Consider the following 24,736-nt stretch of genomic DNA (forward strand, 5'->3'; position numbering starts at 1 on the left):
TCTCACTTAATGGTTTGATGTGAAAATCTGATCTAAATGGTTTTTATATGCCTCAAGGTAACTCGGTACGTTCGGCATTTTGATCACATCATTCACGATAAAAGTCGGTAATGATTCCATCCCTAAGAATTGATTGGCTTTATGGAAAGGTAAGTAAACACCATCTACACCAACCCCATGAAAAAATTGCTCAGGATCAGTGAACGCCTCCATTGGTGCATTCCATGTCAGCGATAACATGTATTTTTTACCTTGGATCAAACCACCTGAACCATATTTTTTCGATGCATCAGAACGACTACGACCATCACTGGCATAAAGTGAACCATGACCGATGGTGAATACGTCATCTATGTACTTTTTCATGGTCCACGGTGCACCCATCCACCAACCTGGCATTTGGTAAATCACGACATCTGCCCATAAATATTTTTCAATTTCGGCTTGAATATCATAGTCGCTGTCGGTACGAGTAACTTGTACCTGATGCCCTAATGTTTTTAAATGGGATGCTGAAAATTCAGTAAGCGTGTCATTTAGCTCACCCTTAGAGTGAGCGAATTGTTTTGCACCATTAATAATTAAAATATTGCTCATGTGATGACTCAAAATAGATTTCTAAAACTGGAGCGTATTTTAGAAAATCTATTCATGAGTAAAAATGCATAAATAAGCAAAATACTATTGATTAAAAATCAATAATTGTGCATTGAATACATTTATCCTTGAGATTGTTTTCTTGCTTTGTACCAACGACGAACCCACCAGAACAGTGCGATTACGATATATAGCGGCCAGAACATCACTAACCAAATAATGGTTTCTTTAAAACCATACAGCCCCATTTTAATTGCTTCCCAAACGCGGCTAAGGAGTGGATCACTATCCAAGGTTGCAATACGATTGATATTGAGATCATGGCTTTTTCGGACTTGTGCCTGTTGGAAATACTCAAGACGAATGGTGCTGTAAGCTAAACGATCTTTGACTTCAAGATCAGTGAGTTGTTGTAGCTGATTGTTAACTGTATTTGATTCAGTGTTGCTTTGATTAGCGGTATTAAGTTTTTCTTCGAGTAACTTTAATTCGTAGCGCTTTGCTTCATAGTATTGGGTATTAAAGTTCAGCATCAATGGCAATAAGTTATTGAGAAAGCTGGTGACTTGTTCATTTGGAATGCGCACAGTCAGTTGTGCGATCGGTGTGATTTTTTCATAAATATCTACACTGCCGTCAATACGATCTCGTTCAGAACGATCGCTGATCTGATAATCGATTTGTTTGCTTTCGATATAACCATTGTATTGCAATAACTGTTGTTCGAGGGTTGAGGTTGTATTTAATACATCTTTGACTTCAAATTGCAGTTGTGAAGTTTTAACCAATTGGCGACTTTTTTCTAAAGGACTCTGTTGTGCGCTAAGTAATTGTTTGGGATTTTCTGCAATATTTTCTTGTATTGCTTTACTAAGCTCTGCGCTTTCTGTTTCAAGGGTAGCATCATTGGCAAAGCTTTCTTCCTTTTTTGAACAGCCAACCAAGATTGTGGTGACGAGTAAAATGACGGTTAAATTTTTAGATAAATCAGGCATAAGTTATGTCCTAAAACGCGATATTGATTATAAAAATATAGGTCTTTTAATCGTTTGTGATCACTATAGATAAAGTGCTAACTATCACAAATCTGTTGCAAGTCATATACATATTGTTGCTTTGCAGTTCAGCTTTGCATAGTAGCATAAACATATTGGGTCTGTGGGAGCGGCGAGAATGAATAAAATTTGGATGGCTTTGGGGGGTAGTTTATTTCTAGCTGCTTGCAGTCCACCAATTGCTCAGTCGCAGCAGCAAGCAGCCATACAAAAAAGTACAGCAATGCATGCCGTTTTATCAGATCAACCCAATTTGTTTCATGACGAGACCAATTTAAAAATAAATCAACAATTCAACAGCGCAGAAAATCCAACGGATGCTGAAATTACAGTGGAACAAGCACAGCTAGATGATTCTGTTATGGCAATCCGAACCGAGTATGAGTTAAAAAGAGATCAAGACGTTTGGAAAATCGTCAATAAAAAACAAAGCTATCAATGTGCACGAGGGGAGAATACAGAAAAATTCCAGTTTGAACTTTGTCCTTAATGGGGGTGACTTAATTTGAATATGCCTAAAAGATCAACAAAACTGTGGATAACTTCTTTGTTATTCACACATCAATACAATTCATTCGGCTTGATTAAATTGCAGTCATTTTAAAAAAGTGCTAGATTTGCGCTTGGCGATTTTGCCAAAAGGTAAAACATTTACCAGTCTCACGTAAATAGATTGTTTTTCTTATATACACCTTGTGAATACGGTGTTTTCACATTTACAACATGCTTTCTCTCAGCATGAAAATCAAAATTTAATTTAAATCTAAACCAAGATTGTGGTGATGATCCTGTTTTCGTTTGTTGAAAATGGGATGAACGCCAGTTGGTTATTTTTGTGAATACAACATGATGACGAATAATCAGAATATGACGTTAAACCGTATAACGCTCATGTTTCCTTTAGCCTTGGTGCTATTTGAGTTTTCAGTTTATATCGGTAATGACTTGATCCAGCCAGCGATGCTGGCGATTACAGAACAATTCGGTGTGAGTGCAACGTGGGCACCTTCGTCGATGTCATTTTATTTGTTAGGTGGCGCGAGTGTCGCATGGTTGTTAGGGCCATTATCAGATCGTCTCGGCCGAAAGAAAGTATTATTGGCGGGTGTGGCATTTTTCACGATCTGTTGCTTGCTCATTTTACTGACCCATAATATTGAGCAGTTTCTTGCCTTGCGTTTCTTACAAGGGATTGGATTAACTGTCATTTCAGCAGTTGGTTATGCTGCGATTCAGGAAACCTTTGCTGAGCGTGATGCAATTAAAGTGATGGCTTTAATGGCGAATATTTCGTTATTAGCACCCTTACTCGGTCCTGTCTTAGGTGCATTCTTAATTGATTATGTGTCTTGGCATTGGGGTTTTGTAGCGATTGCGTTGGTGTCTTTCTTGAGTTGGTTTGGCTTAAATAAATTTATGCCAGCTCATCAGGAAAGTCGTGCCAAACAACCGTTCAGCTATATGTTTGATGACTTTAAAAAAGTCTTTACTGACCGTCAATTTTTAGGGTTTACCTTAGCGCTGCCTTTGGTGAGTATGCCGTTGATGCTATGGATTGCCTTATCGCCGATTATCTTAGTTGATGAATTAAAACTGAGTAGTGTGCAGTATGGTCTAGCGCAATTCCCTGTGTTCTTTGGTTTAATTGCAGGAAATATCGTTTTAATCAAAATTATTGACCGTTTTGAATTAGGCAAGACCATTTTGATGGGCTTACCGATCATGTTTCTCGGCACGTTATTCTTGATCGCTGGTGTGATCTGGAACGCTTATCTTGTTCCTTGTTTATTGATTGGAATGACGTTGATCAGCTTCGGTGAAGGGATTAGTTTCTCAGTGATGTATCGTTTTGCCTTGATGTCTTCTGAAGTTTCGAAAGGAACGGTTGCTGCATCCGTATCGATGTTATTGATGATAAGTTTCTTTGTGATCATTGAACTGGTTCGTGTGTTATATACACATTTCCATATATGGGCATTCGCTTTAGTCAGCTTTGCATTGATCGCGATTTGGTTTAGCACCCCACGTCAAGTCTTGTTGCAGCACATGCAAGTTCGTCAGCAACAAGGATTGAATTAACTTTAAATGGTTAATTGCAGCATTATTTAATTTCCAGTTCGAGTAGTTTGTTTTTTAAAACTACGAGTTCTGGCAGGGTCTCTAGCAATAGGGTCATTTGTTTTAGTAATAATTGATGCTTGCTAGAGACCTGTTTTTGTTGATGTAAATGTTCAATATCTTTTAATAAGTGGTCGAGATAATGTTCTGGAATAGGTACTTGTTGCAGCAATGTTTGATTCAATAAGTTCTCTATACGATTTAATAGTTCGAGTGCTTTAGGATCTTCAATTTTTTCTCTTTGATGTCCTAATGCAGACACATAACTGAGCTGACTGTGACTATAAACTAAGTAACGAAAGGCGTGTTGAATGAGTTCTTGGTTTGGTTGAGGTTCAGTACTCAAACTGGAAATCATATTCGATAATTCAATTTGAGCATTATGTGCGGCACGCCGTGTGGTGCGATAAGCTAAGTTCTGCTCCCGTCCGTGATGATATTGCTGGATCACTAAGTGCAAATATTGCAGTGTGGCTTGGCTACTCTTTTTAATATTGTTGGAAATATTACGGAAATTCCAGTCAGGCCAAATGAAGTTAACGGCTAACCAAGCGATGGCACAGCCGATGAGTGTGTCCATAATACGCGGTACGATAATACTAAAACCCGCGCCTTTTAAATTAAAAATCAATAATACCATCAAAGTGGCCATGACCGTTGCCAGTGCATATTTCTTTTGTCTTAAATAGAAAAAATACACCCCACAAATCACGGTAATAATGAGTTGTCCTTCAACACTCGGCACAAAATATAGAATCGGTACACCCAGCAGAACTCCAAGCAATGTTCCAATCGTTCTGAGTTTTAAACGACTTTTGGTTGCAAAATAAGTAATTTGGCACACGAATAAACTGGTGAGCAAAATCCAATAACCATTTTGCGCAAATGGTAACAAGGAAATCACGTAACCAATTGCAAACACAACCGCAAGACGCACGGCATGACGAAATAACGCTGATTGTGGACTAAGCTGTTGTTTGATTTTTAAAATAAAGTCTTGTGCACCTTGAATGTCATCATCCAGTAAATTGAGATGATCTTGGTGTTGTTCTGCGGCATGATGTTCGATGTTTTGACTAAATTGTAATTGTGCAAATTGTTCATGCACACTTTTTAAATTATTTAAAATTAGTTCCAGATTTTTCACCTCGATATTATCAGGGTGCTGTTGTACCCAATCTTGCATGGAATCTTCGAGATTTTTTAAAGCCGCCATCGCCTCCGAACTCGGTTGATACACTTGATGATGTAAAATAGCTTGGCTTAAATCACGACAAGCCACCGCTTGCAGATGCATATTTTTTTGAATACGGAAAATCAAATCACTGCGGCTAAAATTCTGATGAATTTTTTCATAATGCAGATAATTTGAAGTGACTTGCTCATGCATATCTTGGGCAAAATAATATAAGTTGAGCCAATAAATACTGGTGTTATTGACGCGAGATGCTTTTAAACGAGTGAGAAGTGAGTTTTTGGCTTGATTTAAGCTATTCACGACTTGGGTATTTTTCTGTGATAACTCAAATAGTAAGCTTTCAACATTATCAATATTATCTGGATCAAATAAGCGTGCCTTAGTATGTAAAAGCACGGAAATATCTTTGAAAATTGCAGAGATCTTTTCTTGTAATGGGAGGGTGGGGCGAATAATAAAAAATACAATCGAAGTCAGGCCATACCAAATTGCGCCAAGCACAAAATAACTCGGTTGCTGATACCAATGTGGATATTCACCCAGCCCAAACATGGTGTAAATCGACAGTAAAATTGTGCCAAAAGAAATGGTAGCGTAACGTTGACCTAAAGCGCCCATTAGAATGAGTGCTGCGCTTGATACGCTTAAATAAACAATGAACCAAAATTTGTAAGGTGCGAGAAACTCTAAAATTGTGCTGACACTAAAAAATAAAATGCAGACATAGAGCAGATTCCGCAAACGAATACTCAAGCGATCATCAAAGTCAGTCAGTGCCGTAGCAATCGCACCCAAAGTCACTGGAACAATGAACTGTCCAAGTCCTAGGTGATGGAGAACCAATGTAGTGCCGCACAGTACGATCAAAATTTGTAGGCAATACAACAAAATAGAATTAGAGCGAAAATGATTAAATATCTGGGCGAAGTTTTTCACGATTATTGTTCTTTAATTTATTTAAGTTGATCATACGAATAAACTTCCCAAAAGGAAGTCGCACAGGGTAAGCAATTTGCACTCAGTTTTAGCATGATTAATTAATTGAACTTTCAAATAATAATCTTATGCAAAATTCATGCGCAGTTTTATTTTCTTTAAAAATCGTGAGCCTTTGGGGTAAATGTGACTACAAAACAGCTAAGCTGTGGATAACTTAACAGATACCCACAGCAAAGATTTACTTAATCACACCACATGCGATGCGAGCACCACCACCGCCAAGTGGAAGTGGACTATCCGAATAATTATCGCCACCCGCATGGATCATAATCGCACGTCCTTGGACATCTGCCATTTTTAAACGTGGCGCAATCACAGGTGTTGCAGCAAAACCTTTTTCATTCACAACTAATACGGGTAAATCACCTAAATGACCGTTTTGGGGAGTACCATGATGTGCGATATTTTCAGGATTTAAATGACCGCCAGCAGCCAGTGCAGCTCCCATTTTTCCATCTTTGATTGCAGCATCACAGGATGCATTTTCATGGATATGAAAGCCATGCTCACCTGGAGAAAGTTTCCATAAAGCAGGCGTGATGAGCAAACCTTTTGGCGTTTCTTGAAAAGAGATTGTACCAATTGATGCACCTACACCATCCGCACTGACAAGATGCACAGGGATCAAATGCTTTTGATCATTGGTTGTGCTTTGTTTCTGAATTTTTGCGGTGGCGTTATTATCGATAAGTGCTGATGAGCATGCAGTTAAGCTTAAGATCACTGCGGTCAAAAAAGAAAGTTTAGGTAATGTTGAAAACATCGCGAGTTGTCCTTGTCTATTGTCTTTATCATCTTGATTCAAACAAAGTATTGAACAACTCGCAAGTGAGATTCGTTATCAAATGATTAATGGTCTAAAGAAAACCCTATTTCGATTCTGGGGGTGCTTCAATGGCAGCGATAGGTTCTTGTACATTTTCATGTAACCATTCACGCCAGATCGCCAGTAAGATTGCCAAAATAACAGGGCCGATAAATAAACCAACCAAGCCAAAACTAGCAATACCGCCTAATACACCAAACATGATGAGTAGGAATGGAATTTTAGTTGCCCCTGAGATCACCAGTGGACGGATGACATTATCCGCACTACTGACGATCAAGATACCCCAAGTCACGACACCAATTGCCTCAACGGTTTGACCTTGTGAGAATAACCAAAGTCCAACGCCAAGATAAGAAATAGGTGTACCAAAAGGAATTAAAGCTAAGATAAAGGTGACGAAGGTCAGTAGCATTGGGTTGGGTACGCCAGCAACAAAATAACTTAGACCTGCAAGGAGTGCTTGTGCAACAGCGGTTAGACCCACACCATAGACCACAGCACGAGTGGTTTCAGAAATGGTATCTAAATAATGATGGACACGCGGCCCAATCACCATTTCTAAAGCACGGCTGACCTGAGACAAAATCATTTGCCCATCACGATAGAAGAAAAACAGCGTCATGATGGCAAAGGTCAATTTAACCAAATTGCGGCTGATTTCACTGAGGACAAATCGACCATAGCTGAGATGGCTTTGAATCCATTCAGCAACATTCTTGGTAATACTATTCGGATCGCTGCTTAATTCACTAATGGTACGGCTAATGTCCTTGCCAATAATCGGAAGGTTTTTAATAAAGTCAGGAACTTGAACATGCCCTGAAAAAAGCTGTTTTTGTAAATTAAAATATAAATTACGACCTTCTAATTGCAGCATGAAAATTGCAAAAATAAAAGGAATTCCAATCACGAGTATGACCAAGGTGATCATAATCGTGGCATTGAGCGTGGGGCGGTTCTCACCAAAAAAACGACGTTGTACCCATAGATATACAGGCCAAGTCATATAGGCAATGATTGCTGCCCAAAGCACAGGGACAATAAAGTATTTAAGAATACTAAATCCCAAAAACATTAAGACAAAGAACAGTCCAAACAGCAAAACGCGTTGTAATGTGGAAGCGTATTGTTGCACCATGATTTTCTCAGTGCTAGAAATTGAATCAATCCATATTAACTGAAAAAGCCATATAGTGAAATTTTCATTTCTTGATTTTAAGATTTAATATCAAAAGATTACCTTTCGTTGCAAAGCTTAAAACCACTCGCTTGGATCATCAACCAATTGGTTTAAAACAGGTTGCCATTGGCTCTGAATCGTCACAAAGTTTTTCTGTGATTTATCAAAGATACTCAAGCCTTGCATCGCTAAAGTTCCGTATGCGCTACGTTCTGAAATCCATGCAACAGGTTCTTGCTCGATTTTGGTAAAAAAGTCCTGAATGTCTTTAGAACTTGCACTATTCGGTTTCACACGATTTGCAATCAATAAGATTTGAACTTTACCTTTACGAATACGTTTGATGTCTTGTAAGTGTTTTAAGAAACGACGGGTACTATCAATATCAAAGAAAGACGGTTGCAGTGGTGTCACGATGGCATGCGATTCACTGATCAGTTGTTCAGCATGTTCACCAGACAATGCACCCGGTGCATCAATAATTAAATAATCTAAGTGTTTTGGAGCTTCGCCGATAGATTTTTCATGACGCCAATCAAGGCTTTGAATTTGAGCGACCGTATTAGGTCTTTGTTTCAACCATTGTAATGATGATTTTTGATTGTCGGCGTCGGCTAACGCAACTTTATAACCCTTTTGTGATAATGCTGTAGCGAGGGTAATCGCTGTCATGGTTTTGCCACAACCACCTTTTTGATTCGCAATTAATATTGTCTTCATGAACTTAGATTTTTTAACAAATGTTTCGTATTCCACTATACCTTAGCATCTTTTTTACGCGAGTGTGTTACACATGACAAAAGTTTAATGTTGCAGTTAAATAGCGAGGTTGCAGTAAAGGAAGTTTTTTATGTCGGTTTGGCTGGCTATGCTGATTGGGGCGTGTATTGGAGTGGTAATCACGACCATTATTTTATCCAATACCCGAAATGGACGTATCCAAGCAGAATACGAAAAATATATTGCTGAGTTAGAGTTAGAACATAAGCAAGCATTATTAGATGCGCAAAAACGTAGTGTGAATACTAGCCGAGCAGTGCTCAAAGGGAAAATGGCTGAGCAATTTGCACCGATCTTGCCTGAGTTTCAGTATTTACCCAGTGACGCCAAATTCTTAGGTGATCCCGTTGATTATGTGATCTTTGATGGCTATACCGATTTCCGTGATGGAGATGGCGAAGCGGAAGATATTGAAGTCATTTTATTAGATATTAAAAGTGGTGGGGCGCGCTTGAGCAAAGGTCAGCAAGCGATTGCTCAAGCGGTGCGTGAAGGACGAATTCGATTCGAAACCTTGCGTATTGATTTTCAAGATTAAGAAAGCTGATCCAAATCAATTTTTTGTACGCGCGCCAATAACATTTTTTGTGCAATCACAGGAATGCCTTCAGCATCAAAGTATTGCTTTTCGATAAATTTAAATTTGGCTTGAGCCAAACTTCGCTCAATATCTCGATTCAGATGGCAACCGTCACCAATCCGTTTTTGAATCGGGGTAAGTAGTGTTTGTAAGGACTGAATCTTGACCGAGTCGGGATGTTTAACGTGTTCAACCAGATGAAATGTACCTTTGGGGTTAAGCACACGGTAGATTTCAGCTAAGGCTTGATCAAGTTGAGGAATACTACACAAGGTCCATGTTGATACGATGTGATCTAAAGATGCATCGGCAAATGGAAGCTTCTCAGCACTTGATTGCACATGCTTTACATTGAACGGCGCATGTTGCACACGTTCAACTGCAAGGTGATAAATATCAGGGTTTGGCTCAAGAGCATAGAGCGTATCGACGTTGCCATAAAAAGGAATATTCAGACCTGTTCCAAATCCTATTTCTAGTACTTCGCCTTCAATCGGGAGTAATAATTCACGACGCTTGTCCATCAAACTCGCTGTTTGCATGACTTGGTTCAGAAGATGAGGAAAGACTCGACGCTGATAAAATTGATAAATCATGGAAATCCATTTTTAGATTTTTAAAAATAAGTTAGCAAAATAGAAGCACAAAAATATGACTAAAGTGATTTTGATTGTTACTAAAAAAAGCACTTTTTTTCACCATCTAAGCATACTATGAAATTAATGATGAATTTATTTGCACTCTGCAACATTTTTGAGGAAGTATAAGCCATGAAAAAACGTCTATGGATGAGTTTATGCATGGTTGCTGTAATTGGACAGGCACATGCATCTAAAAGCGATATTGAATACAACATTGCAAATGGATTGCTACCTGTTGCCAAAGATCAGTCTATCTCTGTATTACAACCGTTTTATGGCAATTTTCGAATTTTAGGTTCAAAAGTGTATCAGGATGACGAACAAGCGAAATTTTCTCCGATTGACTACGCGGTGAGTTGGGGATTATTTGCCAATCCTGATATTGCTCGTACCATTTCAGTGAATCAATATGATCGTTATCTAAATTGGAAAATGGATAAGGTGCCAGTTCCAACAGATATCGCGATGCAAATGGTCTCGAATATGCACATTATTCCTGCCAATCCCGAGATCGCACAGCAGATTAAGCAAGTTAAACGTGGTGATTTGGTACAATTAAAAGGCGAGTTGGTTGAGGTTCGAGATAAAGATTTAGTTTGGAAATCCTCTTTATCGCCGACTGACACAGGTGATGGTGCTTGTGAGTTATTCCGTGTGAATTCGATTCAATGGATTGAAAAGCAGAAAATTTAAAATATATAAATTAAAAAAGAGGGCAGATCCCTCTTTTTTATTTGGTTTTACTCAGCTTGCATTTTGGCTTCAGGAGCAAGTGAACTTCTCCAATGATGTAATTGGCTTTGAGCATGCAGGTATTCGTTCAAATGATCGACTTGCTTGGCTGTATCTACATTTTGTGTGGACGATGATTGTGTTGCTTGCTGTAAAACTTTGGCTTGGTTTTCCCAATAATCATAGAGTAGACCTTGGATGTAACGACCTTGTTCTGTCTTTAGTTCTAAATCTTTGAGCATCACCAGTGCTGAGTTGATATTGTCTTTTTGGCGTTGCTGTTCGAACTCAGGTGTTAAGGTATTGGCCTCTTTCATTTTAGCCAATTCGATTTCCATACTATCGCTCATGTCTGTAAAGCGACGATCGTAATCATCAAGGATCGCAATATCATGTGCATCATCAGCTGTAGCAGGGAATGGTTTGATCGGGGTTTGATTTAATTGCCCTATTGCATCATTCACTGAGTTTGTTTGATTATCTTTATTAACGGTAGGTTCAGGGTCTTTATTACACGCACTGAGTAGCAGTACTGAGCTAAGCATACAAGTCAGTGCAAATGTCGTTTTTAAATGAGGCATAGAACAACTCGATTGGTAATTTAATTTATTTAAGCTTTCTGAAATTGATAAGCATAAGTGGTATATGGGAAATCAATCTGATCTTGCGCAGTTAAGCCTGTAAAATCAAATATAATTTGTTCAAACTTTGCTTTTAAACGTTGTTGTTCTATTTCAGGCATTGCTGCAATAAAGCTAGTTGAAAGTAGTCGGTTGCTGACCACTTGTTCCACTGTCCCATGATGCAAAAGTTGGAAAGTATTTAACTCAATCAGTTTGAATAGTGTTTGCTGCTCGAATACTTTTTTCCATTGCTCACTGTGATACCGAGGAGTATCGCCTTCCAAGGGTGCAATTTCATCAGCTAAGGCCTTTACCCAATTAACATTGGTATCGCGCTGATTCCAGACCAGACCAAGTTGACCTGCAGGTTTTAAGACACGATGTATCTCGGTTAAGGTTTCTATATTTGCAAACCAATGAAATGACTGAGCGCAAATCACAGCATCGATTGAAGCGGATGAAAATGGAAGTTGGTGGCTAAACGCTTGTACGGACTCCACCTGTGGATGTGCTTGTTGAAGTTGTTGCAACATTGCAGCAACAGGTTCAACTGCGATGACATTTGCTTGCGTTTGATTGAGGTAAGGTAAGAATTTGCCAGTCCCAGAACCGAGATCAACAACAGTGGAAGTTTCATCTATTTTGAGTCGATCTTGCAGCCAAAAGGCGATTTCTTGTGGGTAACTGGGGCGAACTTGTTGGTACAGTTCAGCACCTAAACTAAAGCCTTTTTGAGCAGCTGGATGCAGGGATTGTGTCATTTTTTGCGCTTTTTAATCTGTCTTATCTCTATAAAATAAGATACTCCGCAATTAGGGTTTGGCAAAGCCATCATTTGATGCCTTTTTGCTACAGACCTAAAATCAATTTTTAGTGTGAGCATGGATAAGCAAATATTATTTGAAGATGAACACATTCGCGTTATTTTTTTAAAAGGTTCAAGTGACACTTTGGTGATTTCGTTCGGCGATTTGATTAGTCGAGCGAAAGGCATGTCAATTAATGCTGAAAAATCATTAATAAAATATCAGTACAATGTTATCGGCATCATGCCGAAACTCAAATCATGGTTCCCTAAAAGTAGCATGTTGCAAATGCAGCAATATGTGCAGCCGATCTTGCAACAATTTAAAGGAATTGTGGGTTATGGCGGCTCAATGGGCGGCTATGCGGCGATTAAGTATTCAAAACTTTTGAATATGCAGAAAATCGTGGCTTTTGTTCCACAATATTCGATTGATCCAGATGTTGTCCAAGATCGCCGTTATGCAGAGTTTTTTGATCCATCTATCCATCAGGACATGCAAATTCAGGCGGATGAAGTGGATTCGAATCGTGAATATTTGATTGTTTACGATCCTTATTTTGCTGAAGATAAAGAGCATTTCTTAAAGATAAAACCTTTGCTACCAAAGATGCATGTGATTCATTTGCCTTTTACAGGGCATGAAGCATTAGCTGTCTTGGCAAGTTCACAGTTGCTCAATGATTTTGTTGAGAAGCCTTTTGACATCACTTATTTCTATAAGCGTGTCCGAGAAGTGAAAAAACAAAGCAAATTCTATTATCGTCATGTACTTGATGCATTATTGCCGCGACATCCGCAGGCATTATTGAAGATATTAGAAAATCAAGATTTAGCGCTAGATGAGCGTTATTTTGATGCTGTTCTAAAACAAAAACTGGTGCAACAACTGTTTAACTTAAAGCAGGGCACAGTTCAGAATTTGCATAAACTGGGCATTCAACTTCATCAGACGCAACAAGCAACAGTACAATCTCCGAATGTCAAAACGACTGAGCAGACATTTCTTGTGTTTAACTTGGTAAGTTTAAAGCTTGAATGCTATGCGGCGGACATTATTGCAGAGAATTCACAGTATTTAGTTCCTTTAACTGTTCAAGCCAATAGTTTGTTGAAACTTGAGTTGAATGGAGAAAACTATTTATTGACCATGAATGATCGTGGGATTCATAAATTGATCCCTGAGCATGAGGTACTTCCTTTGGATCAGTCACCTTTGGTATTTAAGCAATATGAAGGTTTTTGCAGCATGAGCTATAAGCAGCTGACCTTAAGCTGTGATGAACAGGGTTTTAGTCACTTTGTAGAGAGTGGCGCAGAAGAGCAAAGTAAATTACAGCTTTGCTAAAAATAGAAAATCCCCTTGATCAAACAAGGGGATTTTTTGCAACATCATAAAGAGTTATTTCACGCCAACTTTAGCATTGGTATTCACATTTGCATTTACGCCGAGCACTTTAACACCGACATTTGCACCTGTTTGCAGATTTTTCTTGTCTGCTTGTAGGCCAGTTTTGGCATTGATTGCGGCAGTCTTATTGTTGAGTTGCGCTTTGGCATTGCTTTGGACTTCTAAGTTCACAGCCTTCGCGTTAGTTTGTTTATCTTCAATACGTTTTTTGACATTTGCTGTTTTTTCAGCGGCAAACGCTTTGCCATCAACGGCTTTTTCAACAGTGTAGTCTTTGGTATTTTTGACCGCAGTGCCTGTAGTATGGATCACTTTAGACCCTATATTGGTTGCTGTTCCAATCGTTGTCTGAGAGGCTTGCACTCCAGTATTTACAGCAGCATGACCAACATGTTGAGCGGCATGACCTACGCCTTGAGCGGTATTTTTCACTGCACCAGTTACGCCTTGGATTAAACCTCCAGATTGGACATTAACTTGAGCTGAGCCATTGGCATTCATTCCAACGTTTTGTGCAAAAATAGAAGCAGAAGCGAGAATACTTGTTGTCACGATAGCTGTTTTGATCATTTTCTTCATGCGATTTCCTTTAGAGATGTACCATGTTGTGGCACTTCATGAACGCAACTGCATCATAACGAGCAAAATTTGGAAAAGTACGGATTTCAGCAAAACTTTACAACCAGATTACAGCTTAAAAACACTCTAGGGGGAAATTGTGGAGATCATTTGCATCCTTAAGTATGTGAAAAATATATTTTTATTTTGAATAAATTAGATTGTTTTTGAATCTGCTTCACACTATTTTTTTCTTTTCATATAAAATTAGGTGATTGATTATAAAAGTACAACTATTGAATAAATAAGTAGATTTTTAGTTGCCACAAAAACGAAAAATAAACTGGCATTTTTATTGCTTGGTATAAATATATTGAATATTTATTGCACTTTTTATATGCGTTATACTTTTTTGCAAAGAAATTTTTACTTTTGGCTGCATCTCCCTAAGAAAAGCCTAATGCAGTATAAAAATTCAAATGAATATTTGATTCGAATAACTAAATAAGGAGTGATGATTTAATTATAAATGTGAAATTTAATGTGAATTTTAAAATTAAATACAGATTGGTTTTTAAGAAAAATAATTAAAAACCGAAGCAAAGTCAGTAAATAAAGCGCAGGAGAAATTAAATGAAAATGATTGCGGCATTTCTACTTTTACTGATTGGGTTGGGTGTAATGGTCTTGTATTTCAAACCAAAAGACCCGTTAACGTCAGTTGATGATGTGGCTGTCTATCAGATGAAGGGTGAAAACTCTGCACCTGTTGCAACCCGTCTAACTAAACAGGAGGAAACCAATAAAAACACGGTATCTAGTTTGTCTCGTAAACATGCAGCTGCTCAAGAGGAGGTGATATTTTACGACACAAAAAGTGATCCCTCGATTCAACCAATCGATCCAGAAAAAGATCCAGCAAATGAAATTAAAAAACTTTAAATAATCTAGTGTTCTTTACCCAAGAAAGCTAGCGATTCAAAAGTTCTTTATAAAAGAACGATGGAGACCAAAAGTGAACAATAAAACATTATTATTGGTGGGTTTATGCGCTTGTTACAGTGCAACAACTTCAGCAGCTTCATTAACCTCAACGCAATTAAAACAGCAACTTAGCTCCGCTGCAGTGAGCAAGGTTGCACAAGGTAAAATTAATCTCGATGCTCTGGTTAGTAATGATTCAAATGATTTACTGATTGAGTACGATATGAATGTTGCCAACATGCCATTAGGCTTAGAAAAGCGAAATTATATTGCTGATGGCAAAGCGCGATTTAAAAATAAATTTACAAAAGAGGCGGGCTTTCAAACCTTACGAGAATTTAATGGATTGCCATTAGGCTTATACCGAATTCAAAACCGTGAAACCTTAGCGAAAGTGTTGAATGATCCTTCGGTGAAAGGTGTCTATCCTAACCGTAAGAACTATACGACGACGATGGAAAGTTTACCTTTAATCAATCAACCTCAAACAGCAAGCAACGGCTTTACTGGAGAAGGCACAAGTGTAGCTGTGATTGATACAGGTGTGAACTATACACATTCTGACTTTGGTTGTACTGCATTGAATACACCATCATCGACTTGCCGTGTCGTCTATTCGTTTGATGCTGCGGCTGATGACAATAATCTAGATGATGATGGGCATGGCAGTAATGTCTCAGGCATTATTTCCAAAGTAGCGCCTAAAACTAAAATTATTGGGATTGATGTTTTTAGTAAAGTTAGATATCGCGGACAATGGGTAAGCTCAGCAAATGATAGTGATATTTTGGCGGGTATCAACTGGACGGTGAATAATGCGCAAGCTTATAACATCAAAGCAGTCAATATGAGTTTAGGCGTTCCTGGGGTGAAGTATACATCTGAGTGTAGTAATAGCAGTTACAAAACTGCTTTTGCAAATGCTCGTGCGGCAGGCGTTGTTCCAGTTGTTGCTACAGGTAATGATGCCTTTTCTGATGGTATCTCATCCCCTGCATGTGTTGCTGGTGCTGTGAGAGTAGGTGCTGTGTATGATACGAATATCGGAGGCGTTTCTTGGGGTAATCCAGTGAAATGTTCCGATCCAACGACCGCAGCAGATAAAGTTGCCTGCTTCAGTAATGGTGGCTCACTGGTAACGTTGCTTGCACCGGGTGCAATGATTACAGCAGGGGGTTATACCATGGGGGGTACATCGCAAGCGACACCACATGTGGCAGGCGCAATTGCATTGTTACGTGCTAATAATGTCAGTCCAGCCGAGACAATTGATCAAACTGTAAATCGTTTGAAAGCAACAGGGAAACCAATCACGGATACGCGTACTGGTTTGATTTTCCCTCGTATTGATGTGTTGGCCGCGACCAATGGGCTAACATTAAACTAAGGTTAATTTTTTATAGTTTAAATTGATCTAAAGTAAATTTGAAAAGCCATAGCTCGCTGCATACCCCCAAATATGCAGCGAGTTTTTTTATCAGTAATTAGTGGCACTTCGCTAAATTTTCAGCACTAAAATTGCTTTGTAGTTTTTTGAAGTTTGCTTGAGTTGCTGGATCTTGTGTATCAAATGCAGTGGCAGTCTGAGCTGCTGGTTGAGCCTGTTCAGCGTATTGAATCGTTGTTGAGTTCGCAGAAATTAAACCTTGCTGATTGAATGTCCAATGCTCAACGGCTTCTCCGCCATCAAAATAACCTTTAAATTCGATCAGACAGTTTTGCGGTTGCATGATGAGTTTTGCGACATTGTTTTCAGTTGATGGTGTAGCTTCAATATTTTTAACTTGTTCTAAGGCTTGAGAAGATGTCGTTGTTTGAGTCGGAGAGATAGAACAGGCAGTAAAACCAAGGCTTGCTGTGATTGAAAATAAAACTGTTTTTAATGGTGTTAGCTTCATGTGCGAAATTCCAGTTCTATACATATCAATTTTTTAAAGTGTGTCGATAAAGAAAGTTAAGTTCAATGAAGTTTTTGAAATTACAGTGTAAATTTATACCAGATTCTTTTAACAGACAAAGTTCATTTGCAATTTGTATCAGAAATGACCGCCGAAAAGGTCAGTCCTGATAATGACCCATTCATGGGTTTATGCGATGTTGTTTTCGGCTTTGTGTGAGGAAAATAATAGATCATGAATACGAAATCGAAGACGATTCCATTCCATCGTGTCATTGTGATTGGCGGTGGTTTTGCAGGATTAGGGGCTGCAATCAAGCTAAAAGAATCAGGTATTCATGATTTTATCTTATTAGAAAAAGCTGATGAACTCGGCGGTGTTTGGCGTGAAAATACCTATCCGGGCTGCGCTTGTGATGTGCCTTCTGCACTTTATTCCTATTCTTTTGAACCGAATCCAACATGGAGTCGTGTCTTTGCAGGGCAAGTAGAAATCAAACAATATCTGCAAAATACTGCGCAGAAATACCAAGTTTTACCGCATGTACATTTCCAACATGAAGCGCTATCAGCAAGTTGGTCTGATGCGAAACAGTGCTGGGTGATTAAAACCAATCAAGGTGAATTTCATTCACAATTTGCGATTATGGCATGTGGGCCAATGCATGAACCTGTCATTCCCAATGTTAAAGGACTGAAAAATTTTAAAGGTGAGATTTTCCATTCATCGCGTTGGCGACATGATGTGGATTTAAGTGGGAAACGTGTTGCAGTCATTGGCACAGGTGCTTCGGCAATTCAGTTTGTACCGCAAATTCAGCCTTTGGTCAAAGAACTTACTGTGTTTCAACGTACACCACATTGGATTTTACCTAAATCTGATATGCCGCTGCCAAGTGCTGTTCAAACCTTATTTAAATATATTCCTGTCACTCAGTCCGTGATGCGCGGTTCAGTCTATGGCATCTTTGAAACCTTAAATGGTGGTTTACAAAGTAATGCTGCGATGCGACAAGTACAGCGTATTGCTGAATTTCATATTAAACAGGGCATCAAAGACCCTGAGTTACGCGCCAAAGTGACGCCAAATTATGTGATCGGTTGTAAACGTATTCTGCAATCTAATGAATGGTATCCAGCCTTAGCTCAAAACAACGTCAATGTTGTCGCAGGGGCGTTGAGTGAAGTCAAAGACAAGCACTTAATTGCCAGTGATGGTTCAAATTTTGAGGCTGATGTCATTATTCTCGGTACGGGTTTTGAAGTGGCTGAACCGCCAATTGCGCAGCGTGTCTATAACCGTTATGGACAAAGCATGTCTGATGTGTGGCAGGGCAGCCCAGAAGGTTATATGGGAACGATGGTGGCAGATTGTCCGAATGGTTTCTTGATGTTTGGGCCGAATATCGCGGTGAGTTCTTCGGCTTTTATTATTATTGAAGCGCAGCTTATTTATATTATGGACGCGTTAAAACAAGCGATTCAGAAAAATATCAAAACCATAGAACCCGATCCTGTGCGTATGGCTGAGTTTAATCAACGCGTACAAGAGGCTTTACAAACCACGGTTTGGAACAAAGGGGGTTGTCAGAGTTATTTTATTGATCGGAACGGACGTAATAGTACGGTATGGCCGTGGACAACATTTAAGATGCGTCAGCAACTCAGCCGTTTTAATTTAAATGAATATCTGATCGATCATCAGGTTAAGTTTGAAACTGAAACAGCTTAAATCTCTCTTATTATTAAAAAACCTCTAACTTTTGATTAGAGGTTTTTTTATTTAGTTCGATGATGGCTGACTAAGTTCAGCACGCTCAATAGGAACATTTCCATCATTTGTACCCACCACCGCATCTTTGGTGTCTTGCCATTTTTTAGCAGTGTATTGTTTGGCTTTTTGTGTTTGTTCCTGAACGATTTCAGATTGTTCAGCGGTATATTCTTTGGTATTTTTCCATCTCTCACTCATTTTTTGTGAGGTGTTTTCAGATGCACCTTGAATTGAATCACCTAAGTTTTGTAGCCCTTTACCTGTTTTATACAGCAATACTCGACCGAGGCTAGGATTGTCACCATAAGGGAGTGTTTTTTCAGCCGTTGCAGTATTTGCATTCGCCGTAGTTGTATTTGTTTCGGCTGCCCAGAGAGAAGACGATGCGATCAGTGCAGTCGCTAAACACAGAGCAGGTACTTTTTTCATCATCTTTTATCCTTTTGGCAATAACGTTGCAATTCAAGTTTTATAGCTTATCGCCAAGTTCAAGAAAAGAATGTCGGTGATGTGAAAGTGATACAAATTTTATTATCATAAAAACAAAATCTATATATTCATCTAGATATATTTTCTAGTAGGAAACTTATGTTTATTACCAAATACCTCTGCAATTTCCTCAATTAGAATTAGAACATCAGTTTCTAAATCAAAAAACTCTCTTCTAAAACATTTTGGTAAATTTATACCGTAAGGGTTTAATATAATTATGATTTTATCTTGATAGTTTTTGTTGGAAAAGAAGTTCTGCTTTTTGTGAGTGAACTCAGCATTTGATAGTTCAATCAAATGATTTAGGTCTGTTAAGAGCTGAGAAAAATTTTCACTAATTTGTATGGAGCTGTCGTCTTTTTCTTCAAAAATTGTATGATAAAGAATGAATTTATCTATTGAAGATTGGTGTATTATTTTATTCTTATCAATGCTTTGATTTATAAAGTCAAAGAAGAACTGTTTATGGGTTTGTTTGTGATTGAAAAAATTAATTTTAGCTGTTATCGAGTTTAATTCAGAATTTTGAGTATTTGATTCTATGATAGATGCATTAACCTCTGTGACTGATATGTAGTTTTTAAGAGCTATGATCATTGCTGAAATGGTGGTGAATAAAATTATTATTGCTGCACAGAACTTAAAGATATCAAATGAAAGGCTGTAGTTCTTATATATTGCTTTTAATCCTTCGTTGGTAAATGGCATAAATATTTCGTTATTTGATTTAATTTCTAAGTTATATGTGGTTATGCAATTCGATAAGCTAAATATACAACATAGTAAGAATATTAAAATTATACCCTTTATAATAAAGTTGGTGTATTTCTCATTGGGGATTTTATTTAAGTGCATCAATTCTACCTGCTAATTTTTTTGCTTCATGGGTATAAATTTTCTTGATTAAAGAGATTCTATTTTTAGCTATGTTTTTTCTTTTTAAAAAATGAAATAAATTTCTATGTTCAATTGGTGTGTTCTCTAGTTTTTCAATAAGAATGTTCAGGTTTTTAATATCTTTCAAGCATGGTAAAGGGCTAAGTTTTATTATTTTTTTTAGAAAATTTCGATGATAATACTGGTTCGTTCTGCTTAGTTTATTGATTGTACCCATGCATCTATAATAATCCTTCCGATAAAAATAGTTATTTCTATACGTCGGGATTTTTGCTTGTTCTTGGATGTTATGAATCAATGTGCGAATTCTTCGGATTTCTCTTTTGTCATATCGTGGATGTTTTTGGTCCACTCTTAAACTATGTACAACCATGGGTTTTGTTGAAAAATGCTCGATATACATTTTTTCTTCATTTATATGTAAATCATAGTTACTTAGCATATTTCTAATAGTTATTATTTCAGACTTAAAATCATAGTTAGGTTTTTTTGTTGACAGTGTTATATCATCAATAAGACGTGTATAGGTTAAACCTTTCGAGTTTAATCTATGTACAATTAATGGTTCTGAGTCGAAAAATAATAGCGAAGCTAGATAACTGGAAGTTAAACCTCCTTGTGGGAGTGAGTTTTTGTATGTAACTATTTCTGTTAACTTGTTACATACATCCTCTTTTTTTATGTTAAAGAAATTAGTAAAAATGTTTTTTATATGAACATTGGATATGTTGTCAAAAAAATCGCTAATATCTAAATGTAAAATAGATTTGGCTTGGCAATGTGCTGAAGCGCATGCAACATAGTCTTTTCTGATAATTAATTGGGTTTCTGTATCAATTGAATTGGGAATACAACCGTAAATGTAAGAAGGCCATTTAATATTAGGTCTGATAAAACGATGGTTTAATAAGTTTTGCACTTTTCTTATGCTAGGAGATGGTTTGTTAATTATTCTTATTTTTCCATTTTTTTTTGGAATTTTCTTTGATTTATACTTATATTGCTGAGATGCAGTTTGTATAAACTCATCAGCATTTACCTCTAAAATTTTAGCTAAGGAATTTACAGAATTGAGTCTATTTTTAGGTAAATAAATAAATTTTAAATTTTCAGGAATCGACATATTTTGATATAAATTAAGGCTACTCTATCATAGAGGAAAAAGAACAATGAAAACTACTTCGTAGAGATATTCAAGAATCAGCCATTGTTCTTTTAGCCTTAACTTATCATCCGACTTCGGTCGACACCGAACAAAGGATGCTCGATGGCCTCTATAATCGGAAAGAGCTAGTATAACTAGCGCTATGTAACATAGCGGACAAGAATATTCTAAATCTACGATTGCATTTTTAGGGCGAAACGCCTTAGCAATATTAATATGAATAATTAACGAAAAACTGTCAACTAAAAAGAGAAAAAATGGATAAATATTTAATATATTTATCCATTTATATAAGCATTTTAACCCTGCAAAACACTCACATCTGCAATTGCTGTGAACAAATCACGCAATTGAGCCAATAAACGTAAACGGTTGGCTTTTAATTCAGTATCATCAGCCATAACCATCACGCCTTCAAAGAAGGCATCAATTGGCGCACGAAGTGCAGCCAGCTTAGATAACGCTTCAGTATAGTTACGCGCAGCAAGTAAAGGCTGAACCACTGGTGTTAAAGCTGATAACTCTGCATAAAGTGCTTTTTCAGCAGCTTCAACCAGATTCGCTTCAACCACAGCACCTTCAGGCGTTGCTTCTTTGGCAAGAATATTAGCAACACGCTTATTAGCCGCAGCCAATGCAGCCGCTTCTGGCAAAGTACGGAAATGATTCACCGCAGTCACACGCTTATCAAAATCAAGAGGAGATTTTGGAGCAAGTGCTTGAACGGCTTGAATCACATCAACTGAAACGCCTTGGTCTTCATACTTAGCACGGTAACGACCTTCAAGGAACGCAACGGCATCTGCACGCGTCTTGTCATGATCCTTAACCACGTCGCCATAACCTTGAAGCGCAAAGTTAACCAGCTCTTCAATCGTCACATCGAGTTCATTTTCAATGATCAAACGTAAGATACCAATCGCAGAACGACGTAATGCAAATGGGTCTTTCGAACCTGTTGGTGCTTGACCAATACCAAAAATACCAACAAGCGTATCTAAACGATCTGCAAGCGCAATCGTTGTACCTGTTTTGGTTTGTGGTAATACATCACCTGCAAACTTAGGTAAGTATTGCTCACCTAAAGCTTCAGCAACTTCATGATTCTCACCTTCAAGGCGAGCATAATAAGTACCTGCAATCCCTTGAAGTTCAGGGAATTCACCCACTAGTTCAGAGGTCAAATCGCATTTAGCGAGTAACGCTGCTTTTTCCGCATCTGCTGCATTTGCACCTGTAATTGGAGATAGTGCAATTGCTAATTTAGCAATACGTTCTGATTTATTCCAAAGCGTACCCAATTGTGCTTGGAATACCATATTCGCGAGTTTTTCTTTACGAGACGCAAGCGGTTGCTTTTGGTCTTGTAAGAAGAAGAATTCTGCATCAGACAAACGAGGGCGAACAACTTTCTCATTTCCTTCAATAATTTGAGTCGGATCTTTAGACTCAATATTTGAAACGGTAATGAAGTAAGGCTGTAATTTACCTTCAGCATTGATTAAGCAGAAATACTTCTGGTTATCCTGCATGGTGGTAATCAAGGCTTCCTGAGGAACTGCTAAATAGCGCTCTTCAAAAGTCGCACGTAAGGCAACAGGCCATTCAACCAAGCTAGTCACTTCATCAAGTAAGTCTGCTGGTACAATCGCAGTGGCATTGACTTCATCTGCCAAAGTTTTGACTTGTGCTTGAATGGTCGCTTGGCGCTTTTCAAAATCAGCAACAACATGCGTATTTTCTAATGTTGTTAAGTAGTCGTTTGCATGTGCCAAAACAACAGCTTCAGGCGCATGGAAACGATGACCATAAGTCACATTACCTGTTTTGTGATCTTGAATGCTTGCTTCAATCACTTGATCATCTTTAAGCAATACCACCCATTTTACTGGACGAACGAATTCAGTACGGCTTGCCGCTGAACGCATACGCTTAGCAATTGGTAAATTATCCAATGCTGCTTGTAAAATTTGCGGTAGTAAAACGTCAAGGCTTTGACCTTTGACATCTTTCAGGAAGCATACTTTTTCAACTTTACCTGCTTGGAAAGTTGAAAGCTGGTCAACCGTAATGCCTTGACCGCGCATAAAGCCTTCAAGTGCTTTAGTCGGTTTGCCTTCAGCATCATAGGCAGCTTGTACAGCAGGGCCGTCAAAACGTTTTTGTGTATCTGCTTGAGCCGCATCGATATCAACAATTTTTAATGCTAAACGACGTGGTGCAGCATAGGCTTCGATTGCAGTGAAGTTTAAGCCTGCATCTTTTAAGCCTTTTTCTGTTTCAGCTTTTAAAGCATCACGCAAAGTTTTTAAGCTTTTTGGTGGAAGTTCTTCACAGCCAAGTTCGAATAAAACAGTATGCTTTGTCATTATTTATTCTCCTTCGCTTTTTCAGCTTGGGCTGCTTCTGCTTCAACTTGTGCTTTTAACTGCGCTAATACTTCATCACGTAGATGCGGTTCTGCCATTGGGAAACCAAGTTTGGCACGGGCAGCCACATAACTCTGAGCAATTGAACGCGCCAAAGTACGAACACGTAAAATGTAACGTTGACGTTCAGTCACCGAAATTGCACCACGCGCATCCAACAAGTTAAAGCAATGTGATGCTTTGATCACTTGTTCGTAAGCAGGAAGTGGTAGTTCAGCTTCGATTAAACGAGATGCTTCAGCTTCATAGAAATCGAATAGCTCAAACATTTTATCAACTGGTGCATATTCGAAATTATAAGTCGATTGCTCAACTTCGTTTTGATGGAATACATCACCGTAAGTGACTGTACCGAACTGACCTTTAGTCCAAACAAGATCGTAAACTGAGTCTACACCTTGAAGGTACATTGCAAGACGTTCTAAACCGTATGTGATTTCACCAGTCACAGGGTAGCATTCAACACCACCGACTTGCTGGAAGTAAGTAAACTGAGTCACTTCCATACCATTTAACCAAACTTCCCAACCTAAGCCCCAAGCGCCCAGTGTTGGAGATTCCCAGTTGTCTTCTACGAAACGAATATCGTGCGTTAGGGTATCGATGCCGATCGCTTTTAACGAATCAAGATAAAGCTGTTGGATATTGTCTGGGTTTGGCTTAAGCACCACTTGGAACTGATAGTAGTGTTGTAAACGGTTTGGGTTCTCACCATAACGCCCATCTTTTGGACGGCGTGAAGGTTGAACATAAGCCGCGTTCCAAGTTTCTGGGCCTAATGCGCGTAAGAAAGTTGCAGTGTGGAATGTCCCTGCGCCCATTTCCATATCATATGGTTGTAATACGACGCAGCCTTGCTCCGCCCAATAGTTTTGTAGGGCAAGAATTAAGCCCTGAAATGTATCAATATGCGATATAGCACGACTCATGGTGCATCCACTGGAATCAAACAAAAATTGTGGTTAAGTATAAGGATTTTCGGGTGCAGTGCA

Annotated in this window: 24 protein-coding genes; 8 read left to right on the top strand and 16 right to left on the bottom strand. The window is 38.4% G+C overall.

Going from position 1 to position 24,736, the window contains the following annotated elements; all coding sequences use genetic code 11:
- Window positions 1-6: 6 nt before the first annotated feature.
- On the bottom strand, window positions 7-597 hold the full coding sequence (locus ACF8D3_RS01605; protein WP_061397307.1) for an NAD(P)H-dependent oxidoreductase: 591 nt from the start codon (window positions 595-597) through the stop codon (window positions 7-9).
- A gap of 122 nt (window positions 598-719) precedes the next feature.
- Window positions 720-1,592: a DUF4349 domain-containing protein gene (locus ACF8D3_RS01610; RefSeq protein ID WP_392469746.1), complete on the bottom strand. Its 873-nt coding sequence runs from the start codon at window positions 1,590-1,592 to the stop codon at window positions 720-722.
- Between the two features lie 178 nt (window positions 1,593-1,770).
- Here ACF8D3_RS01610 and ACF8D3_RS01615 point away from each other — a divergent pair, with 178 nt between their 5' ends.
- Window positions 1,771-2,142, top strand: coding sequence for a hypothetical protein (locus ACF8D3_RS01615; protein WP_392469749.1), 372 nt, complete (start codon window positions 1,771-1,773; stop codon window positions 2,140-2,142).
- A 359-nt stretch (window positions 2,143-2,501) separates the two neighbouring features.
- Window positions 2,502-3,731 (top strand): MFS transporter, encoded by a 1,230-nt coding sequence (locus tag ACF8D3_RS01620; RefSeq protein ID WP_392469856.1) that lies wholly within the window; start codon window positions 2,502-2,504, stop codon window positions 3,729-3,731.
- A 22-nt stretch (window positions 3,732-3,753) separates the two neighbouring features.
- On the opposite strand, the gene yccS is transcribed toward ACF8D3_RS01620, so the two are convergent.
- The 4 genes from yccS to ACF8D3_RS01640 all read right to left on the bottom strand — a co-directional run bounded on the left by yccS (window position 3,754) and on the right by ACF8D3_RS01640 (window position 8,696).
- On the bottom strand, window positions 3,754-5,904 hold the full coding sequence (gene yccS, locus ACF8D3_RS01625) for a YccS family putative transporter (protein WP_392469751.1): 2,151 nt from the start codon (window positions 5,902-5,904) through the stop codon (window positions 3,754-3,756).
- A 241-nt stretch (window positions 5,905-6,145) separates the two neighbouring features.
- The gene (sodC, locus tag ACF8D3_RS01630; RefSeq protein WP_392469754.1) at window positions 6,146-6,730 is read right to left on the bottom strand and encodes a superoxide dismutase [Cu-Zn] SodC; all 585 of its coding nucleotides are present in this window, start codon (window positions 6,728-6,730) and stop codon (window positions 6,146-6,148) included.
- Window positions 6,731-6,836: 106 nt separating this feature from the next.
- Entirely contained in the window at window positions 6,837-7,934 is a 1,098-nt protein-coding gene (locus tag ACF8D3_RS01635) for an AI-2E family transporter (protein ID WP_004877739.1), read from the bottom strand.
- Between the two features lie 117 nt (window positions 7,935-8,051).
- A complete protein-coding gene (locus tag ACF8D3_RS01640; RefSeq protein ID WP_192413885.1) occupies window positions 8,052-8,696 on the bottom strand; it encodes a ParA family protein in 645 nt (214 codons plus the stop codon).
- 130 nt (window positions 8,697-8,826) lie between these two features.
- Between ACF8D3_RS01640 and ACF8D3_RS01645 the strand changes: the two genes are divergently transcribed.
- Window positions 8,827-9,294, top strand: a complete 468-nt coding sequence (locus tag ACF8D3_RS01645; protein ID WP_004877736.1) for a Holliday junction resolvase-like protein — start codon at window positions 8,827-8,829, stop codon at window positions 9,292-9,294.
- Here the strand turns inward: ACF8D3_RS01645 and ACF8D3_RS01650 are convergent.
- Window positions 9,291-9,932, bottom strand: a complete 642-nt coding sequence (locus ACF8D3_RS01650; protein WP_392469758.1) for a class I SAM-dependent methyltransferase — start codon at window positions 9,930-9,932, stop codon at window positions 9,291-9,293. The two genes, ACF8D3_RS01645 and ACF8D3_RS01650, sit on opposite strands and share 4 nt — an antisense overlap.
- A 192-nt stretch (window positions 9,933-10,124) precedes the next feature.
- Here ACF8D3_RS01650 and ACF8D3_RS01655 point away from each other — a divergent pair, with 192 nt between their 5' ends.
- Entirely contained in the window at window positions 10,125-10,670 is a 546-nt protein-coding gene (locus ACF8D3_RS01655; RefSeq protein ID WP_392469858.1) for a hypothetical protein, read from the top strand.
- A gap of 47 nt (window positions 10,671-10,717) precedes the next feature.
- Here ACF8D3_RS01655 and ACF8D3_RS01660 read toward each other — a convergent pair whose 3' ends face one another.
- Together ACF8D3_RS01660 and ACF8D3_RS01665 are read right to left on the bottom strand one after the other, a co-directional pair.
- Window positions 10,718-11,290, bottom strand: a complete 573-nt coding sequence (locus ACF8D3_RS01660; protein ID WP_007480637.1) for a hypothetical protein — start codon at window positions 11,288-11,290, stop codon at window positions 10,718-10,720.
- Between the two features lie 29 nt (window positions 11,291-11,319).
- Complete coding sequence (locus tag ACF8D3_RS01665; protein ID WP_392469761.1) at window positions 11,320-12,093, bottom strand: class I SAM-dependent methyltransferase; 774 nt, start codon at window positions 12,091-12,093, stop codon at window positions 11,320-11,322.
- A gap of 120 nt (window positions 12,094-12,213) precedes the next feature.
- Here ACF8D3_RS01665 and ACF8D3_RS01670 point away from each other — a divergent pair, with 120 nt between their 5' ends.
- Window positions 12,214-13,485: a hypothetical protein gene (locus ACF8D3_RS01670; protein ID WP_392469763.1), complete on the top strand. Its 1,272-nt coding sequence runs from the start codon at window positions 12,214-12,216 to the stop codon at window positions 13,483-13,485.
- Between the two features lie 54 nt (window positions 13,486-13,539).
- On the opposite strand, the gene ACF8D3_RS01675 is transcribed toward ACF8D3_RS01670, so the two are convergent.
- Complete coding sequence (locus ACF8D3_RS01675) at window positions 13,540-14,127, bottom strand: hypothetical protein (RefSeq protein ID WP_392469766.1); 588 nt, start codon at window positions 14,125-14,127, stop codon at window positions 13,540-13,542.
- Between the two features lie 612 nt (window positions 14,128-14,739).
- Here ACF8D3_RS01675 and ACF8D3_RS01680 point away from each other — a divergent pair.
- Window positions 14,740-15,048 (top strand): hypothetical protein, encoded by a 309-nt coding sequence (locus ACF8D3_RS01680; RefSeq protein WP_257735835.1) that lies wholly within the window; start codon window positions 14,740-14,742, stop codon window positions 15,046-15,048.
- A 73-nt stretch (window positions 15,049-15,121) separates the two neighbouring features.
- Window positions 15,122-16,477: a S8 family serine peptidase gene (locus tag ACF8D3_RS01685; protein WP_023013798.1), complete on the top strand. Its 1,356-nt coding sequence runs from the start codon at window positions 15,122-15,124 to the stop codon at window positions 16,475-16,477.
- A 97-nt stretch (window positions 16,478-16,574) separates the two neighbouring features.
- On the opposite strand, the gene ACF8D3_RS01690 is transcribed toward ACF8D3_RS01685, so the two are convergent.
- A complete protein-coding gene (locus ACF8D3_RS01690) occupies window positions 16,575-16,988 on the bottom strand; it encodes a hypothetical protein (protein WP_392469768.1) in 414 nt (137 codons plus the stop codon).
- A gap of 234 nt (window positions 16,989-17,222) precedes the next feature.
- On the opposite strand from ACF8D3_RS01690, the gene ACF8D3_RS01695 reads away from it, so the two are divergent.
- On the top strand, window positions 17,223-18,719 hold the full coding sequence (locus ACF8D3_RS01695) for a flavin-containing monooxygenase (protein WP_392469769.1): 1,497 nt from the start codon (window positions 17,223-17,225) through the stop codon (window positions 18,717-18,719).
- Window positions 18,720-18,770: 51 nt separating this feature from the next.
- Here ACF8D3_RS01695 and ACF8D3_RS01700 read toward each other — a convergent pair whose 3' ends face one another.
- From ACF8D3_RS01700 to glyQ, 5 genes are all read right to left on the bottom strand, one after another.
- Window positions 18,771-19,190: a hypothetical protein gene (locus tag ACF8D3_RS01700; protein ID WP_392469860.1), complete on the bottom strand. Its 420-nt coding sequence runs from the start codon at window positions 19,188-19,190 to the stop codon at window positions 18,771-18,773.
- Window positions 19,191-19,322: 132 nt separating this feature from the next.
- Complete coding sequence (locus ACF8D3_RS01705; RefSeq protein WP_392469771.1) at window positions 19,323-20,108, bottom strand: retron Ec48 family effector membrane protein; 786 nt, start codon at window positions 20,106-20,108, stop codon at window positions 19,323-19,325.
- Window positions 20,095-21,273 (bottom strand): reverse transcriptase family protein, encoded by a 1,179-nt coding sequence (locus tag ACF8D3_RS01710; protein ID WP_392469772.1) that lies wholly within the window; start codon window positions 21,271-21,273, stop codon window positions 20,095-20,097. The genes ACF8D3_RS01705 and ACF8D3_RS01710 overlap by 14 nt, the downstream gene beginning before the upstream one ends.
- Window positions 21,274-21,614: 341 nt before the next feature.
- Entirely contained in the window at window positions 21,615-23,684 is a 2,070-nt protein-coding gene (gene glyS, locus ACF8D3_RS01715; protein WP_392469774.1) for a glycine--tRNA ligase subunit beta, read from the bottom strand.
- The gene (gene glyQ / locus ACF8D3_RS01720; protein ID WP_004660270.1) at window positions 23,684-24,673 is read right to left on the bottom strand and encodes a glycine--tRNA ligase subunit alpha; all 990 of its coding nucleotides are present in this window, start codon (window positions 24,671-24,673) and stop codon (window positions 23,684-23,686) included. The genes glyS and glyQ overlap by 1 nt, the downstream gene beginning before the upstream one ends.
- Between the last annotated feature and the right edge of the window lie 63 nt (window positions 24,674-24,736).

Origin of the sequence: Acinetobacter sp. YQ_14 (genome assembly GCF_043102985.1) — a bacterium.
GTDB lineage: Bacteria > Pseudomonadota > Gammaproteobacteria > Pseudomonadales > Moraxellaceae > Acinetobacter > Acinetobacter venetianus.

Coding starts and splice junctions, on each gene's coding strand:
- ACF8D3_RS01605 (WP_061397307.1), bottom strand. CDS start 597: ATGAGCAATATTTTAATTATTAATGGTGCAAAACAATTCGCTCACTCT.
- ACF8D3_RS01610 (WP_392469746.1), bottom strand. CDS start 1,592: ATGCCTGATTTATCTAAAAATTTAACCGTCATTTTACTCGTCACCACA.
- ACF8D3_RS01615 (WP_392469749.1), top strand. CDS start 1,771: ATGAATAAAATTTGGATGGCTTTGGGGGGTAGTTTATTTCTAGCTGCT.
- ACF8D3_RS01620 (WP_392469856.1), top strand. CDS start 2,502: ATGACGAATAATCAGAATATGACGTTAAACCGTATAACGCTCATGTTT.
- sodC (WP_392469754.1), bottom strand. CDS start 6,730: ATGTTTTCAACATTACCTAAACTTTCTTTTTTGACCGCAGTGATCTTA.
- ACF8D3_RS01635 (WP_004877739.1), bottom strand. CDS start 7,934: ATGGTGCAACAATACGCTTCCACATTACAACGCGTTTTGCTGTTTGGA.
- ACF8D3_RS01640 (WP_192413885.1), bottom strand. CDS start 8,696: ATGAAGACAATATTAATTGCGAATCAAAAAGGTGGTTGTGGCAAAACC.
- ACF8D3_RS01645 (WP_004877736.1), top strand. CDS start 8,827: ATGTCGGTTTGGCTGGCTATGCTGATTGGGGCGTGTATTGGAGTGGTA.
- ACF8D3_RS01650 (WP_392469758.1), bottom strand. CDS start 9,932: ATGATTTATCAATTTTATCAGCGTCGAGTCTTTCCTCATCTTCTGAAC.
- ACF8D3_RS01655 (WP_392469858.1), top strand. CDS start 10,125: ATGAGTTTATGCATGGTTGCTGTAATTGGACAGGCACATGCATCTAAA.
- ACF8D3_RS01660 (WP_007480637.1), bottom strand. CDS start 11,290: ATGCCTCATTTAAAAACGACATTTGCACTGACTTGTATGCTTAGCTCA.
- ACF8D3_RS01665 (WP_392469761.1), bottom strand. CDS start 12,093: ATGACACAATCCCTGCATCCAGCTGCTCAAAAAGGCTTTAGTTTAGGT.
- ACF8D3_RS01670 (WP_392469763.1), top strand. CDS start 12,214: ATGGATAAGCAAATATTATTTGAAGATGAACACATTCGCGTTATTTTT.
- ACF8D3_RS01675 (WP_392469766.1), bottom strand. CDS start 14,127: ATGAAGAAAATGATCAAAACAGCTATCGTGACAACAAGTATTCTCGCT.
- ACF8D3_RS01680 (WP_257735835.1), top strand. CDS start 14,740: ATGAAAATGATTGCGGCATTTCTACTTTTACTGATTGGGTTGGGTGTA.
- ACF8D3_RS01690 (WP_392469768.1), bottom strand. CDS start 16,988: ATGAAGCTAACACCATTAAAAACAGTTTTATTTTCAATCACAGCAAGC.
- ACF8D3_RS01695 (WP_392469769.1), top strand. CDS start 17,223: ATGAATACGAAATCGAAGACGATTCCATTCCATCGTGTCATTGTGATT.
- ACF8D3_RS01700 (WP_392469860.1), bottom strand. CDS start 19,190: ATGAAAAAAGTACCTGCTCTGTGTTTAGCGACTGCACTGATCGCATCG.
- ACF8D3_RS01705 (WP_392469771.1), bottom strand. CDS start 20,108: ATGCACTTAAATAAAATCCCCAATGAGAAATACACCAACTTTATTATA.
- ACF8D3_RS01710 (WP_392469772.1), bottom strand. CDS start 21,273: ATGTCGATTCCTGAAAATTTAAAATTTATTTATTTACCTAAAAATAGA.
- glyS (WP_392469774.1), bottom strand. CDS start 23,684: ATGACAAAGCATACTGTTTTATTCGAACTTGGCTGTGAAGAACTTCCA.
- glyQ (WP_004660270.1), bottom strand. CDS start 24,673: ATGAGTCGTGCTATATCGCATATTGATACATTTCAGGGCTTAATTCTT.